Here is a 25387-nt window from a genome sequence, read left to right as displayed (position 1 = left end):
CATCACCGAACGGGCCCGGGGGTCGTCACTGTCAGCTGAGCGTCACTTGGCGGTTGGTGAGCCCGCCACGGGCCCGCCGCTCCTCGGCGGTGAGCGGCGCGTCCGAGGCGAGCGCCGCCGTCAGCCGCTCCGCGAGCTCGGCCGCGGGCTTCTCGCACTCCGCGGCCCCCATCGCGCTCGGCAGATCCCAGACCGGGACCATCAGCCCGTGCGCCCGGAAGGAGCCGACCAGCCGCGTCCCCTCGCCCAGCGAGGAGGTGCCTGCGGCGTGCAGCCGGGCGAGCGCGTCGAGGAGCTGCTCCTCGGGGTGTGGCATGACCCAGCGCAGGTGGTTCTTCTCCGGGGTCTCGCACCAGTACGCGGCGTCCACGCCGGAGAGCAGGGTCGTCGGGATCGCCGCCTCGTTCGCGCGCTCCAGGGACGCGGACACCTCGGGCGTGGCGTTCTCCGCGTCCGGAACCCAGAACTCGAAGCCGGAGTGGACAACGGGCTCGAACGTCGCATCGGGGTCGAGTACGTCCTGCAGCCGTGGACCGTCGGCCGGTGCGCGCCGGGCGGCCACGGGCGAACCGGGCTCGGCGGCCAGCGCCCGCTGCAGCGTGTCCGCGAGGTCACGGCCGAGGTCACCGGACGGGGTGTCGTTCTGCAGGGCGAGCAGCACCGAGCCGTCGTCGCGGCGGAGCGCCGGCCACGCCATGGGCAGGACGGTCGCGAGAGTCACGGAGGGTACACCCTCGGGCAGCCCGCCCTTCAGCGTCAGCTCGACCGTTGCCGCGGGTACCAGCTCACGCAGGGCGACCCAGTCGCACTCGCCGGCCAGGCCCTCGAAGGGGCGGTGGACGAGCTCGGTCACCGCCTGGGCGGCGGCGCGGCCGTGACACGCCTTGTAGCGGCGGCCCGAACCGCACGGGCAGGGCTCGCGAGCCCCGACCACAGGGATCTCGCCGTCCTTGAGTTGTTGCTTCCCGGCCTTGGTCTGAGGGCGCTTCTTGGCCATGGTGGGCTTTCTCCCGATTGCGACAGTGCGGTCTGGGCCGCGAGCCTAGCGGCCCGTGTCGCGTCCGGGACACATCCGCCTGCGCGCCCGGCGGTACGGGAGTGCGGAACGCCCGCGCGTACGCCTGTCCGTCGACACGTGTGCCGGTACGGGCGCTTGTGTCGCCGCCGTCACCGCGGAGATCCGTACCCGTGCAGGAACGTCAGCCCATGTCGTCGAAGGCGTCCGCGAAGCCCCGCCCGTCGAGCCCCGACACATCCGGCACACCCTGTACTCCGGACATCCGCCCGTGCCCCTCGCTGACGAGGACCCAGACGGTGACCTCGCCGGACGAGCTGTCGCGTACGCCCCACTCCTCGGCGAGCGCGCTGATGATGTTGAGCCCGCGGCCGCCGCGCGCCGTCACCGACGGTGTGGCCGGAATCGGTCGGGTCGGACCGCCTCCGTCCGTCACTTCGACGGTCAGGCCGCCTGTTCTGTCCACGTGCCATGCGGCGCGGATGTCGCCGTCACCCACATCTGTGTGTCGCCCCAGCGGCCTGCCGTGCCGACAGGCATTGCTGAGTAGTTCGGAAAGGATCAATACAGCATCGTCGACGACCGAATCCGGCACCCCGTAGCTGCGCAATTGCTCGCGCATCCGGTGCCGCGCCTGACCCACGCCCGCAGGGCCATGGGGTACGGCCATGCTCGACGACGTGGGCACTTCCTGTGCCACCACCAACGCCACCCCCGAGACCTCCTTTGCCCCACGCCACGGAGTGGATGCCCTCCCGGACTGGACCGGAAACCGGCCAATCGCCTGCCAGTGACGCACTCGTAACGATCGAATACGGTTCGAATGCGCCGGTGTACTCCGTGTAACTGATGTTAAGAGCGTCCCAGTTGTGACAGAACCTGTTTCGGGCGGTTCGTGATGATTGCCTCGACGCCGAGATCGATGCAGAGCTCGACGTCCTCGGGTTCGTTGACCGTCCAGACGTGCGCGCGATGGCCGGCACGGTGCAGCCGCTCGATGTAGCCGGGGTGACTGCGTACGATCCGCATCCCCGGGCCGGCGATCCGCGCCCCGGCCGGCAGTCGCCCGTCACGCAGGCGCGGCGAGACGAACTGCATCAGATAGACGGTGGGCAGGGTGGGGGACGCGGCCTGGATGCGGTACAGGGAGCGTGCCGAGAAGCTCATGATCCGTACCGGCGAAGGGCCTTCGGTCGGCGGGACGTCGAGTTCGAAGCGCTTCAGCAGATGCAGCAGCCGATCCTCGACCTGGCCCGCCCAGCGGGTGGGGTGCTTGGTTTCGATGGCCAGCTGGAGCGGGCGCCCGGCTGCCCGTGTCTCGGCGACCAGTTCGAGCAGTCGCTCCAGAGTCAGCACGGAGGTGAGTTCCCCCGGTACCGGATCCCAGTCCGGGGATTCCGACTCCTCGCGGTCCTTCCAGGAGCCGAAGTCGAGGGCGGCGAGCTCGGAGAGCTCCAGCGTGGAGACGGCGCCGCGGCCGTTGGAGGTGCGATTCACCCGGCGGTCGTGTACGCAGACGAGGTGGCCGTCGGCGGTGAGCCGTACATCGCACTCCAGCGCGTCGGCGCCGTCCTCGATAGCCTTCCGGTATGCGGCCAGGGTGTGCTCGGGGGCGTCGTCGGACGCACCTCGGTGGGCAATGACCTGGATGGAATGGTGCGTGGATTGCTGCCGTGCGTGGGTCACTGCGTCATGGTGTCACCGAGAAGCGACTGCTGCGTACAGCTCGCGGCACGGGCGTCCGCACCTTGCGACGCGGCTGTGGGTACCTCGTACCGGGGGACCGTTTTGCCGGATGTAAAGATTGGTGTGCGGATGCACAGGTCCTGCTTACAGTGGCCTGACGTGCCTTGGGAAAAGCTGTCCAGGGACACGTACGCAGCGGATCTCTTGCCGAAAATGATGTGGAACCGAGGAGTTAAAGAGCTGTGAGCACAGAGAACGAGGGCAACGAGGGCACTGCGGCCGAGGCCGTTCCGTCCGTTCCGTCCGTACCTCCAGTGCCGGCCGATGCTCCTCAGGGGTCACCTGAGAGCACGCCCGACGCCCCGGCGTCCCCGCAGACGCCGGACGCGGCAGCCGCGCAGCAGTCGCCCCAGGCGCAGCAGCCGTACCCCCCGACGGAGGAACCGGCCACCGCGACCACCCCCATGGCTTCCGTGCCGGGTACGCCTCCCCCCGGGCTCCAGTCGGCCGCCGAAGCCAACTGGCCCCCGCCCCCTCCCGCCGTCCCCGCGTACGTGCACCACGGCGCGGACGGTGGCGGCGCCGGTCCGGTCTGGGGTGCCCCGGCCCAGCTCCACTCCCCGGAGGGCCCGCGCAAGCGAGGTATGGGCGGCCTGGTGGCCGCAGTGGCAGCGGCGGCGCTGATCGCGGGCGGTATCGGCGGCGCCTTCGGCTACTGGGCGGCCGACCGGAACGGCTCGACCACGGTCGCGGCGTCGGCCAACCCGCAGGACCTCAAGCGCGATCCCGGCACGGTCGCGGGCGTGGCGGCCAAGGCGCTGCCGAGCGTGGTCACCATCGATGCGCAGAGTGGTGACGGCGAGGGCGGTACGGGCACCGGCTTCGTGTACGACAAGGAAGGCCACATCCTCACCAACAACCACGTGGTGGCCTCCGCGGCGGACAACGGCCAGCTCACGGTGACGTTTTCCAACGGCAAGAAGTACGGCGCCGAGGTGGTCGGCCGGGCGCAGGGCTACGACGTCGCCGTGCTGAAGCTGAAGAACCCGCCGTCGGGGCTCGCTCCGCTGCCCCTCGGCAACTCGGACCAGGTAGCGGTCGGTGATTCGACGATCGCGATCGGCGCCCCGTTCGGCCTGTCCAACACGGTGACCACGGGCATCATCAGCGCCAAGAACCGCCCGGTCGCCTCCGGTGACGGTTCCGGTGGCAGCAACTCGTACATGAGCGCCCTGCAGACCGACGCCTCGATCAACCCGGGCAACTCCGGCGGCCCGCTGCTCGATGCGCGCGGCGCGGTCATCGGCATCAACTCGGCCATCCAGTCGACCGGCAGCAGTGTCGGTCAGACCCAGGCGGGCTCCATCGGCCTCGGCTTCGCAATCCCGATCAACCAGGCGACGAACGTCGCCCAGCAGCTGATCAAGACCGGCCAGCCGGTCTACCCGGTGATCGGCGCCACGGTTGCGATGGACGAGAGGACCGGCGGCGCGGCCATCTCCGACCAGGGCGCCGGCGGTACGGCAGCCGTGGCGAAGGACGGTCCCGCGGACCGGGCGGGCCTTGAGGCGGGCGATGTCATCACGAAGTTCGACGACACCGTGATCGACAGTGGCCCGACCCTGATCGGCGAGATCTGGACCCACAAGCCCGGCGACCGGGTGACACTGACCTACAAGCGCGACGGCAGGACGGCAACGGCCGAAGTCACCCTGGGGGAGCGCAAGGGCGACAGCTGACCGGCTAGGCTGTCCTCGCGTCAACCTCGGTCCATGGGCCGAGGGCGCGGGGTGGGTTGCCCGAGCGGCCTAAGGGAACGGTCTTGAAAACCGTCGTGGCGCGAGTCACCGTGGGTTCAAATCCCACACCCACCGCCACAGGGCGGACAGCGTGCTGATCTGAAGGGGTGCCCCGGTCCAGGGACACCCCTTCGGCGTAGGGCCTGCCTTGCTCTGAACCGCCGCTGTGCCGCTTCGGATCAGCGCGTGTGGACCGGGCGTGGACCACGGCTATCGGTCCACGCCCGGTCCACACGTTGTTGATCTGCGCTTTTACGGGTTCCTTCGGAATGGTCCGGGCTGTCGCTGACCTCCTCCCCCGCATGAGTGTGGGGGATTCCCTCCCTGGCATCCGTGTGTGCCGTGCGCCGACATCATCCGCCTCGACCGATGGCTGACCGGCACCCCACTTCGCGGCCCGCACCTCCCACCTTGAAGCTCTCACGCTCGCGGCGTGACAGCCCGAATCACGCATTCCCCAGCAGAGTCCTGAAGGGCGGAGCACTGCGAATGATCTCAGTAGCACTGTCCTACTGGGCGCCCAGCAGCCCCAGGACCTTGTTGACCGCATCGGCGACCGGCTGGCCGAGCGCTCCGACCGTCGCGGCGATGGTGGCCACGGCGATCAGGGCGCGGTGCCGCTCCTGCGGAGCGCTCGTATCGGAGGTGATCGCAGACAGGGAGTCGTCGACGACCTGCGCGCTCGCGGGCGCGAGCTCACCGCGCAGCTCCTGGAGCAGCCGCACCAGCTCCCCGATCGCCTCCGGCAGAGCCGGGGACTGGTGTTTGACGATGCCCGTGTTGCCCGTACCGCCGTACATATTGACGTTGTCGCCGTGAATGTTGTTGCCGTAGTGGTGGGAGTTGCCGTTGCTCACTTGCTCACCCCCGTGTTGAACAGGCCGCCGTACATGTTCACGTTGTCACCGAAGTGATAGTTCTTCGGATTGACCAGCACACGCTCCACGCGCACCTGGAACTCGGCCTCCGGGTTCTCGATGGCGTTGACGAGGTACCGGACCAGCTGGCGCAGTTGGTCCGGATTGGGCAGCGTCACCAGCGCGCTGGAGGCGCTGGACGTCTCGACGGCCAGCACGTGCTCGGACGGTGCGGCCAAATCCTTCACGAGCCGCACGACCAGGCCGATCGCGATCGCGATGGCGAGGAGCCACAGCGTGTCGGCGGAGTCGCCCGCGCTCTCGTCGTCGAACGACGAGCTCTCGTCGCTCATCTGGAGCAGGATGAACACCACGAACGTGATGCCGAGCCATTTCAGGAAGCTCATGAAGGCTTCCATGCGCTTGGGTCTGAGTTCGAAGGTGTGGACCCGGGTGATGTTGTGCAGCGGATACGCCGCCTCCCCCACCCACAGCAGCCGTCTGCCGACCTTGAGGTCGACGCCGGTTCCGGTCCGGGGCGGCGGTGGCGCGGGCAGTGGGATTCCCGCGGTCCCGGTGTTCTCCATGAGTTCCCCCGTACGTAGTCGGCTCTGCGCATGCGTGGGGACCATTAAGTACGCGCACCCCCCGCCCGATGAGAGACCAAATGCAGCCAATCTCAGCGCCCTGTCACGTCGTCGGGCGTGATGGCGTTCGATGCGCGGGGCCGTCTCGATTCACGGGGTGGTCCCTGAGCCGTTCACGTGGCCCTGGTGAGGCGGGCCGCCGAGGCGATGGTGGCGCGGGCTTCGCGTTCGGTGAGGCCGGTGCGGACGGCGGCGTGGGTGAGGGCGTCCGCCAGGGCGTCGCCGAAGCCGTGTTCGTAGGCGCGGCAGGCTGCCCAGAAGAGCCGTGTGTTGCGCTGACCCTCGCGTGCTGCCAGGACGAACCGGACCAGTCCCCGGCCCTGGTCGGTCCGGGGCGTGGGGTGGTGAGGGCGCGCGGGGGGTGTGAGCAGGTGGAGGAGTGCGCGGGGGCAGGGGGCCGGCGGGAGGTCGGCGGTGCCCGGGGCGAGCCGGTAGGTGCCATGGGCGGTGACCGAGCCCGGGCCCACCAGGTAGCCGCCGGCACCGCGGATGTCGATTCCGGGGGCGAGTCGGCTCGCGGAGTTCGGTACGCAAACGCCGGGCGGGCCGGTCAGCCAGATGTGGCGGCCGCCGCTGGGGGTGAGGACCGTGACGGTCGGAGGGATGGTGAACAGGTGGTGAAGTGCCAGCTGTTGGAGGGAGACGGCGGATTCGTTGCGACCGGTGGCGTCGATGTCCAGGTCGATGCCGATGAGGCGGTGCGGGGGCCGGCCACAGGCGATGCCGTAGCCGGTGGCCCAGGGGGCGGCGGCGAAGAGGGCGCGTACGGCGGCGGGGTCGGTGGTGGCGTCGTGGACGCCGTGTCCGGGAAGACCGCAGGCGCCCCGGCAGGTGACCGGCCGGTCTTCCTTCCGGTGCGGAGAGGGCAGGGCGGGGAGCTTGCCGGCGGAGAGCGGGATGACGGGGAGCCCGCGCTCGGCTGCGGAGAGTGCGTGGGCGAGGGCCAGGGTGGCGGTCTGCCGGTCGGTGATGGCCATGACTCTATTTTCGTACAGGTGTTCGAAGAAGGGAAGAGGAGTGGGGCCTGGAGGGCCGGGTGCCGGAACGCTTCTTCTCTCGGGGGGTGCGGGATCGGGTGGCCCGGACGGGCGGAAGGGGGCGCAGGAGGGGTGTGAGCTGGGGCTCTGGGGGCGCGAGAGGGTTTATCGGGTGTTCCTCATGCCTGCGGGGGAACCGGATCACATGGGTGGTTCGCCGGGGATTCGGTGGGCAACTCTGGTCTCGCGACGTCGTGACCAACACCGGGGCGGTCGGCCAACTGCCTCGGGACAAGCCGTACTTCCGCTTCCTGGAGGAATTGACATGGCAAGCATCCGTACCGCTCGTGCCCTCGCCGCTGTCGCAGCTCTGCCCCTCGCCGCCGTGCTCTTCGGCGGCGTGGCCCAGGCCGACAACGGCGCGTTCGCGAACGACGGATCGAACGCGGCCGTTGCGACGGTCGTCGGCAGCGGCGTCGGTGGCAACAACTCCGGTAATTCGTCCACGTCACAGCAGCAGGCCGTCGGCTCCGGAGCGTCGAACCGGAGCAACTCCGCGCAGGTGAACGGATCGGCGTTCACCGCGATCCACCAGTGCAACGAGAACGTCGTGGTGAACTTCACCAATCTCTGGTGACCCGGGACCGGCCATGGGCCGGTCGGGGGGTCGGTCACGGCTGGTGGAACAGCGGCCTGTGCGAGGGCGCTTCGGTGTCCTTGTGCAGGCCGCTTCGCGTTGCCCGGCGACCGCGTCGGAGCGTCGGCGACCTTGACAGCGAGTACGGATCTGACGGACAGTCAGAAACCCTGATCCGTACGCCCGTGTCCGGGAGGCAGCCGCCGTGCACCTCGCCCAGACGGAGCGTCAGCAACAGCTGCGCGCCGAACTCCGTACGTACTTCGGCAAGGTGATGCCCGGGAGGGGCGCGAGGACGGGGCCCGGGGTCGACGACCCGGCCGAGCAACGCCGACTGCTGCGCCGGATCGGCGCGGACGGGATGCTCGGACTCGGCTGGCCCGTCGAGTACGGCGGCCGGGGGCGCGGCCCCGACGAGCAGTTCGTCTTCTTCGACGAGGCCTACCGGGCAGGGGCGCCCGTTTCGATGGTCACCCTCAACACCGTCGGGCCGACGCTGATGAAATACGGGACCGAGGAGCAGAAGGCGTACTTCCTGCCCAGGATCCTCAGCGGCGACGTCGTGTTCGCCATCGGCTACAGCGAGCCGGAGGCCGGTACGGACCTCGCCGCGCTGCGCACCAGGGCCGTGCGGGAGGGCGACTCCTGGGTGATCGACGGGCAGAAGATCTTCACCAGCAATGCGCAGAACGCCGACTGGATCTGGCTCGCCTGTCGCACGGACCCGGATGCACCCAAGCACCAGGGCATCTCGATCATTCTGGTCCCGACGGACGCCCCGGGGTTCGCCTGGACGCCGATCGAGACCGTGGGCGGGCTGACCACGACATCCACCTACTACGACGCGATACGGGTGCCCGCCACTCATCTGGTCGGTGCGGAGAACGGCGGCTGGGGGCTGATCACCAACCAGCTGAACCATGAACGGGTGGCTCTCGCCGCCATCGGAATGCAGGCCGAGGATTTCTACGAGGCGGCACTCACCTTCGCTCGCACCCCCGACCCGCTGACGGGCCGGCGTCCGGTGGACGAGCCGTGGGTGCGGACCCGGCTGGCCGAGGCGTACGCCCGGCTGGCGGCGACGCGCCTGCTCAACTGGCGGCTGGTGGGGGATGTCGGGGCGGGTTCGCTGGCCCCGGGCGAGGCGAGCGGCGTGAAGTTCGTGGGAACCGAGAGCGCTGTCGAGGTGTATCGGATCTGCCAGGAAATCACGGGCGAGGCCGGGACGATCCGGGGCGGTTCGCCCGGCTCCTTCGGGGACGGGGAGCTGGAGCGGATGAACAGGGCGGCGCAGATCAACACCTTTGGGGGCGGAGTGAGCGAGGTGCAGCGGGAGATCGTCGCGACGATGCGGCTCGGCATGAAGAGGGGCAAGCGGTGACGGGCGCGCGGGAAGGGCGTGGAGAACAGGACGAGTCGGACCAGTTGTACGGGCGACTCAAGGAGTTCGAGGGGCGTGCCGCCGCGACCGCGGGCGTCGGCAAGGACCTCGTCAACGAGCCGATGATCAGGCACTGGTGCGAGGCGATGGGGGACACCAACCCCGTCTACGCGGGGCCGGAGGCAATCGCCCCGCCGACGATGCTGCAGGCGTGGACGATGGGCGGCCTCTCGGGGCACACCGACCGCTCCCAGGCGTACGAGGACCTGTTCGGCCTGCTCGACGGCGCGGGGTACACCTCGGTGGTCGCGACCGACTGCGAGCAGGAATATCTGCGGCCGCTGCGGCCCGGCGACCGGATCACGTTCGACGCGTTGATCGAGTCGGTCTCGGAGCGGAAGACGACCAAGCTGGGGACGGGCTACTTCGTGACGACGCGGATGGACGTCCGCGCGGAAGGGGAGCCCGCCGGGACACACCGCTTCCGGATCCTCAAGTACACACCGGCAGTGGTGAAGCGCGCGGCGCCCCGCGGCGGCCGGAGCCTGCGCCCGAGGCCGGTGATCAACCGGGACAACGCCGGGTTCTGGCAGGGCGTCGCCGAGCACAGGCTGCTGATCCAGCGGTGCGGCGAGTGCGCGACGCTGCGTTTCCCCTGGCTGCCCGGCTGCAACGGGTGCGGTTGCCAGGAATGGGACACGGTCGAGGCGAGCGGCGAGGGCACCGTCTTCAGTCACGTCGTGATGCATCACCCGCCCTTCCCCGCTTTCAGCACCTCCGCGGAGGGCGGGCCGTACGCGGTGGCGCTGATAGAGCTGGCGGAGGGTGTGCGGATGGTCGGCAATGTGGTCGGCGTGCCGTACGACAAGGTGCGGACGGGAATGCCGGTGCGGCTGGAGTTCCTCCGTACGGACCCGGAGTTGGAGCTTCCGGTCTTCCGGGGAAGCGAGGGCTGACATGGACTTCGCACCCACCGAGGAGCAGACCGCGGCACAGGGACTGGCGGCGCAGATCTTCGGGGATCTGTCGACGCACGAGCGCCTGACCGGAGCCGGCACGGGGACGGACGCCGAGCTGTGGAAGGAGCTCTGCGCGGCCGGACTGACCGCAGCCGTGGAGGAGATCGGGCTGCTGGGCCTGGTGCTCCTGCTGGAGGAGCAGGGCCGGACGACGGCGCAGGTGCCGTTCGCGGCGAGCTGTGTGTACGGGCTGGTCGCCGTCGTCGGCCACGGCACGGATGAACAGCGGGAGCGACTGCTGCCTCCGCTGCGGGACGGCACGGCTGTCGCCACCGGGGCGTTCCCGGCTCGCGGTGGGATACGGGCGGACGGCGACGGGCGGCTGAGCGGCAGCATGCCGCACGTGCCGTGGCTGCGGGACGCGGGCCTCGTCCTCGTCGCGGACTCGGACCGGGGGCTGTGGATCGTACGGACCGCTGATCAGGGTGTGGCGACGGAGCCGGTGGAGACCACGGCGCCGTGGTCGGCGGCGCGCCTCGTCCTGGACGGGGCGCCCGGGGAGCGGCTCGGTGGCGCCGGGGCGTACGAGGCGGTGCTGGCCGCGAGCCGGACTGCGTTCGCCGGGTTGCAGGCCGGGGTGTGCGCCGGTTCGCTGGCCAGGGCCGTCGCCCACACGAACACGCGGGAGCAGTTCGGGCGCCCGCTCTCCACCAAGCAGGCGGTGCTGCTGCGCGCCGCCGACGCCCATATGGACACCGAGGCGATACGCGTCACCGCGTACGAGGCGGCCTGGCGGTATGACACGGGACTGCCGTACGGACCGCAGGCGCTGACCGCCGCCTGGTGGGCCTCGGAGGCCGGAAAACGGGTGGTGCACGCCGGGCAGCATCTGCACGGCGGAACGGGCGCGGACCTCGACCATCCCGTACACCGTCACTTCCTCTGGGGCCGTCAGCTCGACGCCTACCTGGGATGCGGCAGCGAAGTACTGCAGGAACTGGGCCAGTCGCTGGTGAAGGAGGGACCGGAGTGAAGGTCGGTGAGGAGCTGGCGCCGCTGGAGATCGCGGTGACCCGCACCCTGATCGTGGCGGGGGCCATCGCCTCCCGCGACTACCAGGACGTGCACCATGACGCGGAGCTCGCCCGGGAGAAAGGCTCCCCGGACATCTTCATGAACATCCTGACGACCAACGGCCTGGTCGGCAGGTACGTCACCGACCGCTTCGGCCCGTCGGCCGTGCTCCGCAAGGTCGCCATCAGGCTGGGCGCGCCCAACTACCCCGGGGACACCATGGTCCTGAGCGGCACGGTCACCGCCCTCGGGGACGACGGGACGGCCGAGGTGTCGGTCGTCGGAGCCAACGGTCTCGGCAGGCATGTCACCGGCACGGTGACCGTCAGCGTTCCGGAAGGGGCGGCATGAGCGTGCGCAGAGCCGACTCGCTCGGCGGCAGGGCGGCGGTCGTGGGGATCGGGGCGACCGAGTTCTCCAAGGACTCCGGGCGCAGCGAACTCAAACTGGCCGTCGAGGCGGTGCGGGCCGCCCTCGACGACGCCGGGCTGACCCCTGGCGATGTCGACGGCCTGGTCACCTTCACCATGGACACCAGCCCCGAGATCACCGTCGCCCAGGCGGCCGGTATCGGGGAGCTGTCGTTCTTCTCCCGCGTCCACTACGGGGGCGGGGCGGCCTGCGCCACCGTCCAGCAGGCGGCCCTGGCCGTGGCGAGCGGAGTGGCCGACGTCGTGGTCTGCTATCGCGCGTTCAACGAGCGCTCCGGACGCAGGTTCGGTTCCGGGGTGCAGCAGCGGGAGCCCACCGCGGAGGGCGCGGCGCTCGGCTGGAACCTCCCCTTCGGGCTGCTCACGCCGGCCTCCTGGGTCGCCATGGCCGCCCAGCGCTATCTGCACACCTATGGGCTGACGCCGGATGTCTTCGGCCATGTGGCGGTCACCGACCGCCGCCATGCCGCCCGGAACCCTGCGGCGTACTTCTACGGGAAGCCGATCACGCCGGCCGACCATGCCGCATCGCGGTGGATCGTCGAACCCCTGCGGCTGCTCGACTGCTGTCAGGAGACCGACGGCGGCCAGGCGATCGTCGTCACCAGCGCGGAGCGGGCCCGGGATCTGCCGCAACCGCCCGCCGTGATCGTCGCCGCCGCCCAGGGGGCCGGGCGGGCGCAGGAGCAGATGACCAGCTTCTACCGCGACGATCTGACGGGCCTGCCGGAGATGGGGGTGGTCGCCCGGCAGCTCTGGCGGAATTCCGGACTCTCCCCCTCCGACATCGATGTGGGCATCCTCTACGACCACTTCACACCGTTCGTCCTGATGCAGCTGGAGGAGTTCGGCTTCTGCGCACCGGGCGAGGCCGCCGACTTCGTCGCGGCCGACGCGCTGCCACTGAACACGCACGGCGGCCAACTGGGGGAGGCGTATCTGCACGGGATGAACGGCATCGCGGAGGCGGTCCGGCAGATCCGGGGCTCGTCGGTGAACCAGCTGTCCGGGGCGGCCAGGACCCTGGTCACGGCAGGCACCGGCGTGCCCACCTCGGGACTGATCCTGGGTGCGGACGACTGAGTGCGGGTCAGCTGCCCGAGTGGGGTGCCGTCCGGGTGCGGGCAGAGCATCGGGGAGCGACCCTGAGCCCTGACGACGACGACTCCACCTACAGGAGGTGGAGCAGGCCCCACCCCTACACCCTGAGGCGGACGCGGTTTCGGGACCTGGGGCCGATCCCCGGGACGGGGCCCGCTCCTAGCGTGGAGCCATGACCACGCCAGTCTGCACGGGCACCTCCGGGGGAGCTGCCACCACCGGCCACGTCCCGCACGGCCCGTACACCGCGCGCACTCTGTACGCCTCACGGGCTCCGCACGCTCCGTATCCGTCGTTCTCCTCGTTCGTACGGGCACGGGGGCCCGTACTGCTGCGTGCCGCGCGCTCGCTCACCGCGAACCCGAGCGATGCCGAGGATCTGCTGCAGACCGCGCTCACCAAGACATATGTCGCCTGGGAACGGATCGAGGACCACCGGGCGCTCGACGGCTATGTCCGCCGGGCACTGCTGAACACCCGGACCTCGCAGTGGCGCAAGCGCAAGGTCGACGAGTTCGCCTGCGACGAACTGCCCGAGCAGGAGGCATCGCCGACTCCCGACCCCGCCGAGCGCCAGACGCTCCACGACGCGATGTGGCGTGCCGTGCTGAAGCTTCCGGACCGGCAGCGGGCGATGGTGGTCCTGCGGTACTACGAGGACCTGAGCGAGGCCCAGACGGCCGAGGTGCTCGGGGTGTCCATCGGCACGGTGAAGAGCGCGGTGTCGCGGGCGCTCGGCAAGCTCAGGGAGGACCCGGAGCTGGCTCCGGTGCGGTGAACCGGGGCGGCGGCAGCGTGCCGGGCAGGCCTGATTTTGCCGAACGACACCGATTCGTACTCCCGGGACTAGTGACATACCGACTGGTATGTGAGCAGAATCAGCGGAACCCTACTGCCGCGTAGCGCCCACCGGGAGGACGCCGTGCTGAGCACCATGCAGGACGTACCGCTGACTGTCACCCGCATCCTCGAACACGGGATGACCATTCACGGGAAGTCCCAGGTCACGACCTGGACCGGCGAGCCCGAGCCGCAGCGGCGCAGCTTTGCCGAGACAGGCCGGCGGGCCACGCAGCTCGCGAACGCGCTGCGCGACGAGCTCGGTGTCGACGGCGACCAGCGGATAAGCACCCTCATGTGGAACAACGCCGAGCACGTCGAGGCGTATCTCGCGATCCCTTCGATGGGCGCGGTCCTCCACACGCTCAACCTCCGGCTCCCCGCCGAGCAGCTGATCTGGGTCGTCAAGCACGCCGACGACAAGGTCGTCATCGTCAACGGCTCCCTGCTGCCGCTGCTCGCGCCGCTCCTCCCCCATCTGACGTCGATCGAGCATGTGATCGTCACTGGGCCAGGAGACCGTTCCCTCCTCGACGGCGCGGCGCCCCGGGTGCACGAGTACGAGGAGCTGATCGCCGGCCGCCCGACCAGCTACGACTGGCCCGAGCTCGACGAACGCCAGGCCGCCGCCATGTGCTACACCTCCGGCACCACCGGTGACCCCAAGGGCGTCGTCTACTCCCACCGCTCCATCTACCTGCACTCCATGCAGGTCAACATGTCCGAGTCGATGGGCCTGACCGACAAGGACACCACGCTGGTGGTCGTCCCCCAATTCCATGTGAACGCATGGGGTCTGCCGCACGCCACGTTCATGTCCGGCGTCAACATGCTCATGCCGGACCGGTTCCTGCAGCCCGCCCCGCTCGCCGACATGATCGAGCGCGAGAAGCCGACCCATGCCGCCGCCGTCCCCACCATCTGGCAGGGGCTGCTCGCCGAGGTCACCGCCAACCCGCGCGATCTCACCTCCATGGCCCGCGTCACCATCGGCGGCGCCGCATGTCCGCCCTCCCTCATGGAGGCGTACGACAAGCTCGGCGTCCGTGTCTGCCATGCCTGGGGCATGACGGAGACCTCGCCGCTCGGCACCATGGCCAACCCGCCCGCCGGGCTGACCGAGGAGCAGGAGTGGCCCTACCGCCTCACCCAGGGCCGCTTCCCGGCCGGCGTCGAGGCGCGCCTGGTCGGCCCCGGCGGCGAGCATCTGCCGTGGGACAACGAGTCGGCCGGTGAGCTGGAGGTGCGCGGTCCCTGGATCGCCGGTGCCTATTACGGGGGCGCGGACGGCGAGGCCCTGCGCCCCGGGGACAAGTTCAGTGAGGACGGCTGGCTGAAGACCGGTGACGTCGGCGTGATCAGCGAGGACGGCTTCCTCACCCTCACCGACCGGGCCAAGGATGTCATCAAGTCCGGCGGCGAATGGATCTCCAGCGTCGAGCTGGAGAACGCGCTCATGGCGCACCCGGATGTGGCCGAGGCAGCGGTCGTCGCCGTCCCGGACGAGAAGTGGGGCGAGCGTCCGCTCGCGACCGTCGTCCTCAAGGACGGTGCCACCACCGAGTACAAGGTGCTGAGGAACTTCCTCGCCGAGTCCGGCATCGCCAAGTGGCAGCTGCCGGAGCGCTGGACGATCATTCCGGCGGTGCCGAAGACGAGCGTCGGCAAGTTCGACAAGAAGAAGATTCGTGAAGCACATAGGTCGGGTGAGCTGAACGTGACCCTGCTCGACTGACCTCGGCCGAGCCCATGCAGCCCCCCTACGCGCCCCCGCTGGCCCTGTGGTACCGCTGCACCCACGACCGCCGGAGGGGGAGCGGGCAGGCGACTCAGGGCAGTGCAGCTGCCCCTTCCACCTGCTTCCGGGTCGTGTGCTGACTCAGCGTTGACCCGTACAGGTAGCCGGGGGTTACCCCAAATAGGGCATGGGTCGATGCTCTAGTAGACCGTCGCAGCTATTTTTTTGGATAGAGGTGGCGGGGTTTGATGCGTGCGTCGTGGGTGGTGAAGTGCCAGTCCACCTGACGTTGGTCGGTGTTGGTGGCGTTCTGCCAGGCTGAGAGTTCGGTGTTGAGGATGTCGAGGTTGCCGATCCGGCGGTCGAGGCATTGCCGGGTCAGTGCAGAGAGTTCGATCTCGGCGATGTTGAGCCATGACCCGTGTTTGGGTGTGTGGTGGATTTCGAGGCGTTGGGCCAGGGCGAAGGCCTCTTCTGGGTCGAATGCCTCGTAAAGTGAGGCGATGCCGTGGGTGTTGAGGTTGTCCATCACCAGCACCACGGCCTCGGCGTCGGGGTAATCCACGCTCAGCAGCTGCTTGACCTGGCCGGTCCAGTCGATCCGGGTCCGCTGGGGCAGTGCCTGAACCCGACGCCATCCGCGCAGGGGTTCGACCCACACGAAGATTGAGCATGTGCCGCAGCGGATGTACTCGCTGTCCTGGCAGACGTCGTGACCAGGGCGGGCCGGGAGCGGGTCGCGGGCATGATCGAGGAGCTGGTAGGGCTTCTCGTCCATGCACACCACCGGACGTGCCGGGTCATAGGGCCGGGCATAGACGGCCAGCACGTCTTCCATCCGGGCCGCGAACTCCGCGTTCGCTCGTGGTGGGATGGTCCAGCACTTCTTCAGATGAGGACGCAGTTTCGTTTTTTTAAGACCCGCCCGATGGTGGAGTGATCCAGATCGGGGATGTCCTCGACCAGCGCGACGTGCTTCTCCAGCAGCCGCAGCGACCACCGGGCATAACCCTCGGGTGGCTGTGAGCACGCCATCGCGATCAGCCGGGCTTCGACCTCACCGGTCACTGGCGAGGGCACCGGCGGGAGGTCGCGCTTCTTCCGCGCGACTGGCCGCCCTTGGTGTTGGTCGCGAAGCGGGTGAGGCGCAGTCCGTCGAGGTCGGTGAAGTGCAACTGGGCCCCGGGGTGCGGGCGTTCTTTGCGGACGATCAGCCGCATTCCCTTGGGCCAGGTGGTCAGGTCGGGCATGTCGGTGATCTCCGCGACCCAGGCGCCGGGCCGTTCGGTGCCTTCGGCGTCGTAGGCCGGTGTCCAGGCCTTCTTCGGGATCTTCAGTACGGCTTGGTGGAGGGTGTCGGTGATGGTCATTCCGACGGAATACGACAGCCACCGGCCCGGTGTGGAAAGCCAGTCGAGGAAGGCATGGGTGCCGCCGGCGGAGTCGGTACGGATCAGTGTCTGCCGGCCCCGCCACAGATGCCTGGGGAGTTGGGCCAGGGCGAGTCGGGTGGTGGTGATGTGATCGCTTGCGGTGTTGGCGCCCGCGTTCCCGGGCCGCAGCGGGGCGGCCACCGGCTCCCCGGAACCACTCTGGCCGTGGTCGACGAACGCGACGAGCGGGTGATGGCCGAAGGATTTCTTCCAGGTCGGTGTGGCGTCCTGCTTCTCGGAATGCGCGAGGATCAGCACGCCGTCGATGTCCACGATCACGCTGCTGTCGGCGGCCGGACTGCTCGTACCGGCCAACTCCCGGACCCGGGTGCGCACTTCGGATCGCGCGTGCGGATCGCGGTGAGCGTCTTCGGCCCGGACGCGGCGAGAGCGTCGATGAGACGGGAGACCGTCGGGTCGGAAGCCACCGGGCCAAAGACATCCGGCTCGGCCCGCAGCATGGCGACGTCGGCCAGGCAGTCCCCGCCCAAAGCGGTCGTGAGCGCGACATCCAGCAGCGCTTTGCCCGGGTCGTGCACTGCCCGCGGCTTGCGCCACGGCGCCAGCGCCGCCGATATCGCGGTGTCCAGACCGGCCTTGCGGACCGTCTCGAACAGGAGCACCGACCCGGCCTGCGAGACCGTTCCCCTGCCGCCGCCCTCGACGCGGACCCGCGGGTACAACCCGATACGCTTACTCACCTGGAGAGTGCTTCTTCCCGTGCAGCAAACAGGACCCTAGACAAGTCCCATCGTTGCAGGTCAGAGGCACTCTCCGCTTATTTGATCAAGGCATGGACGAGCGTGCTCATGAAAGCGCGAGGCTAGTGAGCCTTTCAGGCGGCTGCTTCCTTCCACGCGACTTCTGGGTGTGTCTCCTGAGCGTGCTGGTGGCGTTGTGCCCAGCGGACGGCGAGTGGTGCTGCCAGGCCCGTCAGGGTGAACAGCGCTCCTACGACGTACCACCCGGGGCGGCCCCAGGTGATGCAGAGTGAGATGAGCAGGGTCGGCCCGAGGGCTTCAGCCAGTCCGGCGCCCAGGCCAAACACTCCGAGGTACTGGCCGGTGGCATGCTGTGGGGCGAGGGCGAAGGACACTTCGAAGCCTGCGGCGGAGTGCCACAGCTCGCCGATCGTGTGGATCACCATCGCGGTCATGAGAAGCGTGGCGGCGGCCCACGCCGGTATCCCCGCAGACAGGGAGATCAGTGAGCAGGAGACGAGGAAGGCCACGCCCGCTCGGCGGTAGGCAGTTCCGCCGGCCGCTGGGGAATCGATGCTGCGGCTGGCTCGTATCTGCAACGCAATGACGATGATGGTGTTGATGAGCATGGTGCCCGAGATGAGCCAGCGCGGGGCGGTGGTGGCCGTGACCAGCCAGAGCGGGATGGCCACCGTGAGCACCTTGAACTGGACGGCCATGATGCCGTCGAGAGCGGCGAGCAGGAGGTAGGGGCGGTCCCGCAGGGCGATCCAGCGGGGGCCGCCGGCGGTGGGGACAGGTTTGACCGGCGGCAGGTAGATCAGGATCGCTGCGGAAGCCGCGAAGGCAACCGCGTTGCCGGTGACCAGGAGTTGGTAGGCGGGGAGGGTGCCCACCTGGACGGCCCAGCCCGCCAGCAGGGCGCCGAGGGAGATGCCTACGTTGGTCACGGCGCGGAGATAGGCGCGGAATTCCTGGGGTCGGTCCCCTCCGTAGTGCCTGATGAGCGGACTGCGTGCGGCTAATCCGGCTGCTTTGGCGCCGGTGGCCGTGCCCACCGCGATGACGAACGGCCAGAAGCTGTCTGCCAGTACGAAGCCGGCAGTGGCCAGCGCTTGGACGACGAGGGTGATCGCGTAGACGCCGCGTGCTCCGTGTTGGTCCGCGAGATGACCGACAGCGATGCCCACGGCCAGCGAGACGACACCGGCGATGCCGAGTCCGAGGCCCACCTGGGTTGCCGGCAGGTGGACTGCCTCGGTGAAGTACAGGACTCCAGCGGTCAGATAGAGGCCGCTGCCGACGGTGTAGACAAAGTTCGAGGCGGCGATGACGCGTTGTGGGCCGGAATCCGGCATCAGTTTGGGCATGACGGGGCTCCGCCTCCTGGGTCGACAGTAAGGACTAACCCAGCTTTCTGCTTATTACTTGCAATAGCAAGAGGGTTGCAATTAGTGAGCTGTACGGCCTGCCCGGCATATCTGTGCGGAGGCGTTGAGGTGCAGGACAAGGGCCGGCCACGCCGGAGAGCAGGGGCGTTCCCGAAGATTGCCGGCCCGCCCGGTCAGGCACGGCACCGATTCGGGATGGCGGTGTCGCCGGACAGGTCGGCGGACACAAGATCACCAGACCGGTCCCGCATTCTGTTCGTCAAGCGTCGGGGCCTGGGGGTTGGATGGCGTGGTGGACAACGACTTCGGCTGGGCCTGGACACCGGCGCATCATGCCGTTGAGCACGAAGATGCCGAGACCCTTGCTCGATTGCTTGCGGATGGAGCCAATCCCAACGAGGTCCTCGAGCGTCAGACGCTGCCGACCCACGCGCTCGACGTCGAGGGCGACGGAGCCTTGCAGACGGGGCAACCGCTGACCGTGCACACCACTGCGATCCTGCTGGCCTTCGGCGCCGATCCGCAGCTGCGCGACCCCCGCGGGGACAGCCCCTTGGACGTCGCGGAACACTATGACCACCAGCCCGCGATGAAGCTGCTTGCAGAACACATCAAGCGGCGTGCTGTCGGTTGCAGATGAGGGCGCTGCTGCGCCCTACTCGCCAAGGTGGCGGTAAAGGGTCGCCCTGGATACCCCCAGAGCCTTAGCTATGGCACTCACGCTTTCGCCCTTTGCCTTACGGGCACGGGCCACAGTGAGCACGTCCGCATTCACCACGGACGGACGGCCGCCGGTACGGCCCTGTGCCTTGGCCGCTTCCAGGCCCGCACGGGTGCGGTCCTTGATGAGGCTATGGGTACCTATGGCAGTCGAAATAATGAGCACACACCAAGAAGGCCCCCGCTCGGCGAGCAAGGCCTTTTTGGCCTGAAGGACCGCTACGCGGCCCACACCACTTCCAACAGGTCCGGATTGAACTTACGCGCACCTCGGCCAGCCGGGCGCACGACCACGGCCCTTACGTGCTTCATGATGACGGCGCGCTGGCGTTCGATCGGCAGTCGCTCAAACTCTTGATCCAGCGTGGCAGCAGAAGCCTTTACCTGTGCCACGGTATGCCTGTTGCGTTCGTACTCCAGCTCGTCTCGTTCCTGCTCCAGTGGTTCCAGCATTGCAATCGCTGTGGCGGCGCTGATTTTTTTGCCGTTCATTGCCGACACCAGGCCCGCGATGTCCTGCTCGACCTCGGCCAAGCGTGCCGCACCGGGCCATTCCGCAGCGTTGACCTTGGTCGCCGTCAACCGCGTCTCAGCATCGTGGACGAGGTTGATGATGTGCTGATCAATCGGTTCACCGGCACGGGAAACCTTCCCGCATCCGCCATCGGAAACCGCCGGGCAGCGGTAAAAGAAGCTGCTTCCCTTGGTCTTCCCCGTCGCGTAAGACGACCGCATGTTTGCAATCATGCGGGTCCCGCACTCCGAACAACGCAGAATCCCGCTCAGGAGATAGCGGTGATTGTTACTCGCCCCAGCGGTGGCGTGCCTGGCCTTGATGTCGTCCAGAACAGCCGTAACGGCCTCCAGGCGTTCCGGCGTCGTGATCGGCTCCCAGACGCCCATCACGGGCTTGCCGTCGCGGCCGAGGTGGATTTCCCCTCGCAGGGTGCGAAAGCCGGCCAGACGGGGGTTTCGCAGAATCGACTTCACGGCGTAACGGCTGATCGGCTTGCCCGTGTTACGGCTCGTCTGAACACCCTTTTCCTGCCACTCGCTCACGATCGTGGACAGCCGCACACCCGCCAAAAGGTCATCGTGCGCCTTGCAGATCAGGGCAGCCTGTTCGGGGTCGACAGTGACCCTGTCGGCCTTCCAGCCGAAGGCAGGGAACCCGCCGCTGTTCTTGCCGTTGTCAGCGAGCTCGCGATGCTTACGGGCCACACGCCGCCCCGTGTCGGCACTCGCCTTGTTGGCGAACGCCACCATCACCCGTGCCATGGTGCGGCCGTCCGACGTGGACAGATCGAGATCGTTGGTCACCGTGCAGAACACAAGGTTCTGCCGATCCTCGAAGATGTCGATGAGCCGTTCCAGGTCGCGCGGCTGACGTGCCAAGCGGTCAAGGTCATAGGCGATCACGCCGTCAAGGATTCCGTCCTGAAGGTCGGCGAGTAGCTGCCCGAACTCCGGCCGGATCACCGTTCGCTTGTAGGCGGAAACATCGTTGTCGATGTAGTCGCGGACGATCTGCCACCCCGGCCGTACCGCAGCCACCTGACCGTAGTCATGGCGCTGCCGCTCCACCCCGAGCTTTTCGCCGTCCTTGTCCAGGCTGATGCGGGCGTACCCGCCGAGCCTTACAACCACGTTCCCGCCCCTCCGACCCCTCGGTCACTCTCTGACCTGCCACGATGGCAGCAGGGGCAGCTTAGAGGAACTTGCGTGGTACGGGGCTGTTCTTGAAAAATGTGATCCGCAAGCAGTACGCGGAAGGCGAGCTGGACATCACCCGGCTCTGACCCGACCCGGTCGGGGAGCACGGCGAGGGCGGTACGGGATCTCCCGTACCGCCCTCGCCGTCATCTCCGGGCGCCCGCCCGGCCGTTCGCGCCCATGTCCGTATTGCGTGTCCGTACGCGTCAGTTCGTGCCGATCTTCGCGAGCAGGTCGACGATGCGCGACTGCACCTCGTCGCTGGTGGAGCGCTCGGCCAGGAAGAGGACGGCCTCGCCCGAGCTGAGCTTCGGCAGTTCCGACCCGGTCATGTCGGCGGAGGTGTAGACGACCAGCGGGGTTCGGTTCAACTGGCCGTTGGCACGTAGCCAGTCGACGATCCCGGCCCGGCGGCGGCGTACCTGCATCAGGTCCATCACCACCAGGTTGGGCCGCATCCGGGTGGCGAGCGCCACCGCCTCGTTGTCGGTGGAGGCCCGCGCGACCTGCATGTTGCGGCGTTCCAACGTCTCCGTCAGCGCCAGCGCGATCTCCTCGTGCTCCTCGATCAACAGCACTCGCGGCGGATGCTGTTCGCTGTCGCGCGGTGCGAGCGCCTTGAGGAGCACGGCCGGGTCGGCACCGTATGCGGCCTCCCGTGAGGCCTGTCCCAGACCGGCCGTCACCAGCACCGGTACCTCGGCCGCCACCGCCGCCTGACGCAGCGACTGCAGCGCCTTGCGGGTGATGGGACCGGTGAGCGGGTCGACGAAGAGCGCGGCGGGGAACGCCGCGATCTGGGCGTCGACCTCCTCGCGCGAGTGCACGATCACCGGCCGGTAGCCGCGGTCGCTCAGTGCCTGCTGGGTAGCGACATCGGGCGCGGGCCAGACGAGCAGCCGACGCGGGTTGTCCAGCGGCTCCGGGGGCAGCTCGTCGTCGACCGGCTGCGGCGACGGACGGTTGGCGACCTCGACCGCGCCACCCGGACCATCCAGCGGCTCCGGCCCCTCGGCGCCCTCGTCGGGTGCCCCTATGGCGTACGCGCGTCCTTCGGCCTCAGGAACGGAGAGCAACTGACCCGAACCCGGGCCCTGGCCTTGCGCGGCGGCGGACTGGGACGGCGCGGACTGCGGGGTGCGCTCGCCCTCCGGCGGGGCGGCGAGCTTACGGCGCCGGCCGGCACCGCCGAGTGTCTGGTTCTGCTGGTGCGCGATGTGCTGGGCGAACGGCACACCCTGCCCGAGCGTCCGCACGCTGAACGCGCGTCCTTGCGTCGAGTCCGACGAGCCGCCGGGCATCGGTGCCTCCGCGGGCAGCTGCTGCCTGCGCGCGTCCGCTACGGGCGCGATGTTCCGCGGACGGCTCTCCGCGATGCCGGTGGCGTCGGCGGTGCCTGCGACGGCTGTGGTGCCGGTGGTGTGCGTGGTGTGGCCGGCCGCGGGCCATTCCGGATCGCCGCCGGACCGGCTGCCGGGGTGATCGACGGGGTGGTTGTCGACCCGGTCATCGGCCTGCTCGACGGGCGTGGCCGGCGCGGCCGGGCCCTGTCCCGAGGAGCCGTTCTCCGCCCGGCCGCCGGACTGCACCGGCTGCTGCCCCGCAGGCTGCCCGGTCGCTGCGGAGTGTGCTTGGGGCGGTGTGTGGTTGTCGTCCGGTGCCAGGCGTACGGCGTCGTGGCGTCCGGGCAGCGAGGCGTCCGCGTCGGCGGCCGTGGGCGGGGTCCGGTCGGCATCAGCGGGCGGGAGTGCGAACGCGGTACGAGGCCCGGTCGGCTCGGCCTGTACGGAACGCTCCTGCATGGCCGCCAATGCCCGTCGCGCCCGCCGCCCGGTCGGCTGAGGCGCCGACGCCGAACCGTCACCGGCCTGCGGGAAGCCTTCGGCGGCAGGAGCGGAAGCGGAAGCGGAAGACGGCAGGGCCAGCTGGTTCTCGCCGCCCTGGTGCGCCCGGTGTCCACCCGCAGGCACCGGCATCGGCGTCTCGGCCGGAACGCCCTGCGGAGGCACGGTCTGCCCACGCTGCGGGCGGCCACCGCCCCCCTGCGCGCCCTCGGCCGCCGTCACCACCGCCCCCTCGGACGGTGCCGAGGCCGCGGGCAGCGCCAACGCCTGCCCCGGCCCCTGCTGCTCGACAGCAGGCTGCTCAGGCCTCTGCCCCTGCGCCTGCTCGGGCAACTGGGACGGCTGAGCCGGAAGTGAATGCTGAGCACCGGTCTCGGCCGGACTCGGCCGCCCACGCCTGCGCCCCGACCCCTCGCTCTGCTGGGCCGGAATGATCTCGTGCGGGCTGTGTGCGCTCTGCACACCCTGCGTCTCCTGCGAGCCCTGCACCGCGGGCTCGCGACGCGCCCGTCGCCGCCCCGTCGGCTCGGCCGCCGCGGTGTCTCCGTCCCCGGACCCGGCCCCCGCCCCGGAGCCGCCCACAGGGCTCTCCAGGAACGCGTCCGTGGACGCCCGCCGCGCCCGCCGCCGCCCGCCGCCCGGCGCGGCCTGGCCGGCCATCGGCTCCGGCCCGGGCTCGGGCTCCGGCTCGGACGCCGGTGGCATCACGGTTCCCGAGCCCGCGCCCAACGGCACTTCGAGCACGTACGCGCTGCCGCTCATCCCCGGCACCTCGTGTGTCTGGAGCACGCCGCCGTGCGCCCGTACGATCCCGCGCACGATCGGCTCATGCACCGGGTCTCCCCCGGCGAACGGCCCGCGCACCTCGATCCGTACGACCTCACCGCGCTGCGCCGCCGCGACGACGACCGTCGAGTCGACGTAGCCACCGCCCGGCGCCACGCGGGCCTTGCCGGTCGAGTCGACCCCGGCGACATCCGCGACCAGATGGGCGAGCGCGGTCACCAGCCGGGCCGCGTCCACCTCGGCCTCGATCGGCGGCGCGTGCACCGCGAACTGGGCGCGCCCGGGACCGATCAGCTCGACGGCCGCGTCGATACCGGCCGTCACGACCGAGTCGAGCAGCACGTTCGCCTTGACCAGCTCCTCCGAGCCGGCGTCCAGGCGCTGGTAGCCGAGCACATTGTCGACGAGCGTCGTCATCCGGGCATAGCCCGCGGCCAGGTGGTGGAGGATCTGGTTGGCCTCCGGCCACAGCTGGCCGGCCGGGTCGGCGGCGAGCGTGGAGAGTTCGCCTCGCAGCTCCTCCAGCGGCCCGCGCAGCGACTCGCCGAGTACGGCGGTGAGCTGGGTGTGCCGGGCGGTGAGTGCCGCCAGCTGTTCGGCCTGCGCTTCCAGTTCGGCCGTGTACCGCTCGGCCCGGTCGGCCAGCTCCGCGCTGTGCCGTTCCGTCAGTCCGGTGACCTCCGCGGTGTGGCCCGCGGTCAGTTCGGCGACCTCGGCCTTGTGCTGCTCGCTGAGCTCCTCGTACGGCCTGCGGTCGGTGAACGTCATGACCGCACCGACCAGCTGGTCCCCGTCCCGGACCGGCGCGGTGGTCAGATCGACCGGCACCTGCGCACCGCTCTTGGACCACAGGACCTGCCCGCGCACCCGGTGCTTGCGGCCGGACCTGAGGGTGTCGGCGAGCGGCGACTCCTCGTACGGGAACGGCTCGCCCTCCGCCCGCGAGTGCAGGATCAGCGGATGCAGCTCCTGGCCACCCAGATCGCTGGCGCGGAAGCCGAGGATCTGCGCGGCGGCGGGGTTGACCAGGACGACCCGGCCGTCCGTGTCCGTGCCGACGACGCCCTCGGCCGCGGCCCGCAGGATCATCTCGGTCTGCCGCTGCGAACGGGCCAGTTCGGCCTCGGTGTCGACGGTGCCCGACAGATCCCGTACGACGAGCATCAGAAGCTCATCACCCGTGTAGCTGCCGCTGTAACTGCTCTGGAAGTCGTTGTACGCGGCCTGCCCGTCCTCCAGGCTGGCGCTGGTGACCTCGACCGGGTACTCGTTGCCGTCGGTCCGCCGTGCGGTCATCCGCGTCGGCTTCGTACGGCCGCGGTCGTCGGCGGACTCGGGCCGGCGCATCGACCCCGGAATCAGCTTGGAGTCGAACTCCGGCAGCAGGTCGAGGAGCCCGCGCCCGACGAGCGCGGTGCCCGGCGTCTCGAACATTTCCAGCGCGATGGTGTTGGCGTTGACGACCGTGCCGTTGCAATTGACGAGCAGCAGCCCGTCAGGGAGTGCATCGAGGATGGCTGCGAGGCGAGCAGTGCCTCGGGATGGCCTGCTGCTCACGACGACGCTTCCTCCCTGATTACCGCACCTTGCCGACAGCGGGCCCCATCTTGCCCCTCGGGCCGCAGGCTGTCACGGAAGGAGTCTAAAGGCAGGGGAG

General features: G+C 69.5%; 22 protein-coding genes, 1 tRNA gene and 1 pseudogene. 11 read left to right on the top strand and 13 right to left on the bottom strand.

Translation table 11 applies throughout. The annotated features are described in order from the left end of the window. Nucleotides 1–31: 31 nt before the first annotated feature. From OG953_RS21180 to OG953_RS21170, 3 genes are all read right to left on the bottom strand, one after another. Complete coding sequence (locus tag OG953_RS21180) at nt 32–997, bottom strand: DUF5926 family protein (protein WP_405686125.1); 966 nt, start codon at nt 995–997, stop codon at nt 32–34. Nucleotides 998–1199: 202 nt separating this feature from the next. After that, nucleotides 1200–1814: an ATP-binding protein gene (locus tag OG953_RS21175; RefSeq protein WP_405686124.1), complete on the bottom strand. Its 615-nt coding sequence runs from the start codon at nt 1812–1814 to the stop codon at nt 1200–1202. A 53-nt stretch (nt 1815–1867) separates the two neighbouring features. Then, entirely contained in the window at nt 1868–2701 is an 834-nt protein-coding gene (locus tag OG953_RS21170) for a glycerophosphodiester phosphodiesterase (protein WP_405686122.1), read from the bottom strand. A gap of 242 nt (nt 2702–2943) precedes the next feature. Between OG953_RS21170 and OG953_RS21165 the strand changes: the two genes are divergently transcribed. Both OG953_RS21165 and OG953_RS21160 read left to right on the top strand, forming a co-directional pair. Beyond that, nucleotides 2944–4440 carry a S1C family serine protease gene (locus tag OG953_RS21165; RefSeq protein WP_405686121.1) on the top strand — a complete coding sequence of 499 codons (1497 nt, stop codon included), beginning with the start codon at nt 2944–2946 and terminating at the stop codon, nt 4438–4440. A 50-nt stretch (nt 4441–4490) separates the two neighbouring features. Next, a tRNA-Ser gene (locus OG953_RS21160) sits at nt 4491–4578 on the top strand. 431 nt (nt 4579–5009) lie between these two features. Here the strand turns inward: OG953_RS21160 and OG953_RS21155 are convergent. From OG953_RS21155 to OG953_RS21145, 3 genes are all read right to left on the bottom strand, one after another. Then, the gene (locus tag OG953_RS21155; protein ID WP_405686119.1) at nt 5010–5357 is read right to left on the bottom strand and encodes a hypothetical protein; all 348 of its coding nucleotides are present in this window, start codon (nt 5355–5357) and stop codon (nt 5010–5012) included. Beyond that, on the bottom strand, nt 5354–5944 hold the full coding sequence (locus OG953_RS21150) for a DUF6232 family protein (protein WP_405686118.1): 591 nt from the start codon (nt 5942–5944) through the stop codon (nt 5354–5356). Before OG953_RS21150 ends, OG953_RS21155 begins: the two co-directional genes overlap by 4 nt. Before the next feature lie 173 nt (nt 5945–6117). Then, nucleotides 6118–6981, bottom strand: a complete 864-nt coding sequence (locus tag OG953_RS21145; RefSeq protein ID WP_405686117.1) for a bifunctional DNA primase/polymerase — start codon at nt 6979–6981, stop codon at nt 6118–6120. 325 nt (nt 6982–7306) lie between these two features. Here OG953_RS21145 and OG953_RS21140 point away from each other — a divergent pair, with 325 nt between their 5' ends. The 8 genes from OG953_RS21140 to OG953_RS21105 all read left to right on the top strand — a co-directional run bounded on the left by OG953_RS21140 (nt 7307) and on the right by OG953_RS21105 (nt 15139). After that, entirely contained in the window at nt 7307–7618 is a 312-nt protein-coding gene (locus OG953_RS21140) for a hypothetical protein (RefSeq protein ID WP_405686115.1), read from the top strand. 205 nt (nt 7619–7823) lie between these two features. Beyond that, the gene (locus OG953_RS21135) at nt 7824–8999 is read left to right on the top strand and encodes an acyl-CoA dehydrogenase family protein (protein ID WP_405686114.1); all 1176 of its coding nucleotides are present in this window, start codon (nt 7824–7826) and stop codon (nt 8997–8999) included. Next, nucleotides 8996–9955 (top strand): bifunctional MaoC family dehydratase N-terminal/OB-fold nucleic acid binding domain-containing protein, encoded by a 960-nt coding sequence (locus tag OG953_RS21130; protein WP_405686112.1) that lies wholly within the window; start codon nt 8996–8998, stop codon nt 9953–9955. The genes OG953_RS21135 and OG953_RS21130 overlap by 4 nt, the downstream gene beginning before the upstream one ends. Before the next feature lies 1 nt (nt 9956). Next, nucleotides 9957–10991: an acyl-CoA dehydrogenase family protein gene (locus OG953_RS21125; RefSeq protein ID WP_405686111.1), complete on the top strand. Its 1035-nt coding sequence runs from the start codon at nt 9957–9959 to the stop codon at nt 10989–10991. Further along, entirely contained in the window at nt 10988–11383 is a 396-nt protein-coding gene (locus tag OG953_RS21120; protein WP_405686109.1) for a MaoC family dehydratase, read from the top strand. The genes OG953_RS21125 and OG953_RS21120 overlap by 4 nt, the downstream gene beginning before the upstream one ends. Continuing rightward, nucleotides 11380–12546 (top strand): lipid-transfer protein, encoded by a 1167-nt coding sequence (locus OG953_RS21115; RefSeq protein WP_405686107.1) that lies wholly within the window; start codon nt 11380–11382, stop codon nt 12544–12546. The genes OG953_RS21120 and OG953_RS21115 overlap by 4 nt, the downstream gene beginning before the upstream one ends. A gap of 190 nt (nt 12547–12736) precedes the next feature. Next, a complete protein-coding gene (locus OG953_RS21110) occupies nt 12737–13342 on the top strand; it encodes a SigE family RNA polymerase sigma factor (protein ID WP_405686106.1) in 606 nt (201 codons plus the stop codon). 144 nt (nt 13343–13486) lie between these two features. Continuing rightward, on the top strand, nt 13487–15139 hold the full coding sequence (locus tag OG953_RS21105) for a long-chain fatty acid--CoA ligase (RefSeq protein WP_405691961.1): 1653 nt from the start codon (nt 13487–13489) through the stop codon (nt 15137–15139). Between the two features lie 220 nt (nt 15140–15359). Here the strand turns inward: OG953_RS21105 and OG953_RS21100 are convergent, their stop codons facing one another. From OG953_RS21100 to OG953_RS21085, 4 genes and pseudogenes are all read right to left on the bottom strand, one after another. Continuing rightward, a complete protein-coding gene (locus OG953_RS21100) occupies nt 15360–16016 on the bottom strand; it encodes an IS630 family transposase (RefSeq protein ID WP_405691960.1) in 657 nt (218 codons plus the stop codon). Nucleotides 16017–16030: 14 nt separating this feature from the next. Next, nucleotides 16031–16222 (bottom strand): helix-turn-helix domain-containing protein, encoded by a 192-nt coding sequence (locus OG953_RS21095; RefSeq protein ID WP_405692465.1) that lies wholly within the window; start codon nt 16220–16222, stop codon nt 16031–16033. Nucleotides 16223–16257: 35 nt separating this feature from the next. Further along, nucleotides 16258–17276, bottom strand: a pseudogene (locus tag OG953_RS21090) (IS1380 family transposase); the annotation flags it as partial. A 134-nt stretch (nt 17277–17410) separates the two neighbouring features. Continuing rightward, complete coding sequence (locus OG953_RS21085) at nt 17411–18646, bottom strand: MFS transporter (RefSeq protein ID WP_405686104.1); 1236 nt, start codon at nt 18644–18646, stop codon at nt 17411–17413. 310 nt (nt 18647–18956) lie between these two features. Between OG953_RS21085 and OG953_RS21080 the strand changes: the two genes are divergently transcribed. Then, complete coding sequence (locus OG953_RS21080; protein WP_405686102.1) at nt 18957–19307, top strand: ankyrin repeat domain-containing protein; 351 nt, start codon at nt 18957–18959, stop codon at nt 19305–19307. Between the two features lie 15 nt (nt 19308–19322). On the opposite strand, the gene OG953_RS21075 is transcribed toward OG953_RS21080, so the two are convergent. The 3 genes from OG953_RS21075 to OG953_RS21065 all read right to left on the bottom strand — a co-directional run bounded on the left by OG953_RS21075 (nt 19323) and on the right by OG953_RS21065 (nt 25287). After that, nucleotides 19323–19445: a helix-turn-helix domain-containing protein gene (locus OG953_RS21075; RefSeq protein ID WP_405691958.1), complete on the bottom strand. Its 123-nt coding sequence runs from the start codon at nt 19443–19445 to the stop codon at nt 19323–19325. 161 nt (nt 19446–19606) lie between these two features. Further along, entirely contained in the window at nt 19607–21034 is a 1428-nt protein-coding gene (locus OG953_RS21070) for a recombinase family protein (protein WP_405686100.1), read from the bottom strand. A gap of 272 nt (nt 21035–21306) precedes the next feature. Further along, nucleotides 21307–25287 carry a PAS domain-containing protein gene (locus tag OG953_RS21065; RefSeq protein WP_405686098.1) on the bottom strand — a complete coding sequence of 1327 codons (3981 nt, stop codon included), beginning with the start codon at nt 25285–25287 and terminating at the stop codon, nt 21307–21309. Nucleotides 25288–25387 lie beyond the last annotated feature (100 nt).

Source organism: Streptomyces sp. NBC_00057 (assembly GCF_045041165.1).
GTDB lineage: Bacteria > Actinomycetota > Actinomycetes > Streptomycetales > Streptomycetaceae > Streptomyces.
This window is presented reverse-complemented; position numbering and strand designations above follow the sequence as displayed.

Coding starts and splice junctions, on each gene's coding strand:
- OG953_RS21180 (WP_405686125.1), bottom strand. CDS start 997: ATGGCCAAGAAGCGCCCTCAGACCAAGGCCGGGAAGCAACAACTCAAG.
- OG953_RS21150 (WP_405686118.1), bottom strand. CDS start 5,944: ATGGAGAACACCGGGACCGCGGGAATCCCACTGCCCGCGCCACCGCCG.
- OG953_RS21145 (WP_405686117.1), bottom strand. CDS start 6,981: ATGGCCATCACCGACCGGCAGACCGCCACCCTGGCCCTCGCCCACGCA.
- OG953_RS21140 (WP_405686115.1), top strand. CDS start 7,307: ATGGCAAGCATCCGTACCGCTCGTGCCCTCGCCGCTGTCGCAGCTCTG.
- OG953_RS21125 (WP_405686111.1), top strand. CDS start 9,957: ATGGACTTCGCACCCACCGAGGAGCAGACCGCGGCACAGGGACTGGCG.
- OG953_RS21115 (WP_405686107.1), top strand. CDS start 11,380: ATGAGCGTGCGCAGAGCCGACTCGCTCGGCGGCAGGGCGGCGGTCGTG.
- OG953_RS21110 (WP_405686106.1), top strand. CDS start 12,737: ATGACCACGCCAGTCTGCACGGGCACCTCCGGGGGAGCTGCCACCACC.
- OG953_RS21085 (WP_405686104.1), bottom strand. CDS start 18,646: ATGCCCAAACTGATGCCGGATTCCGGCCCACAACGCGTCATCGCCGCC.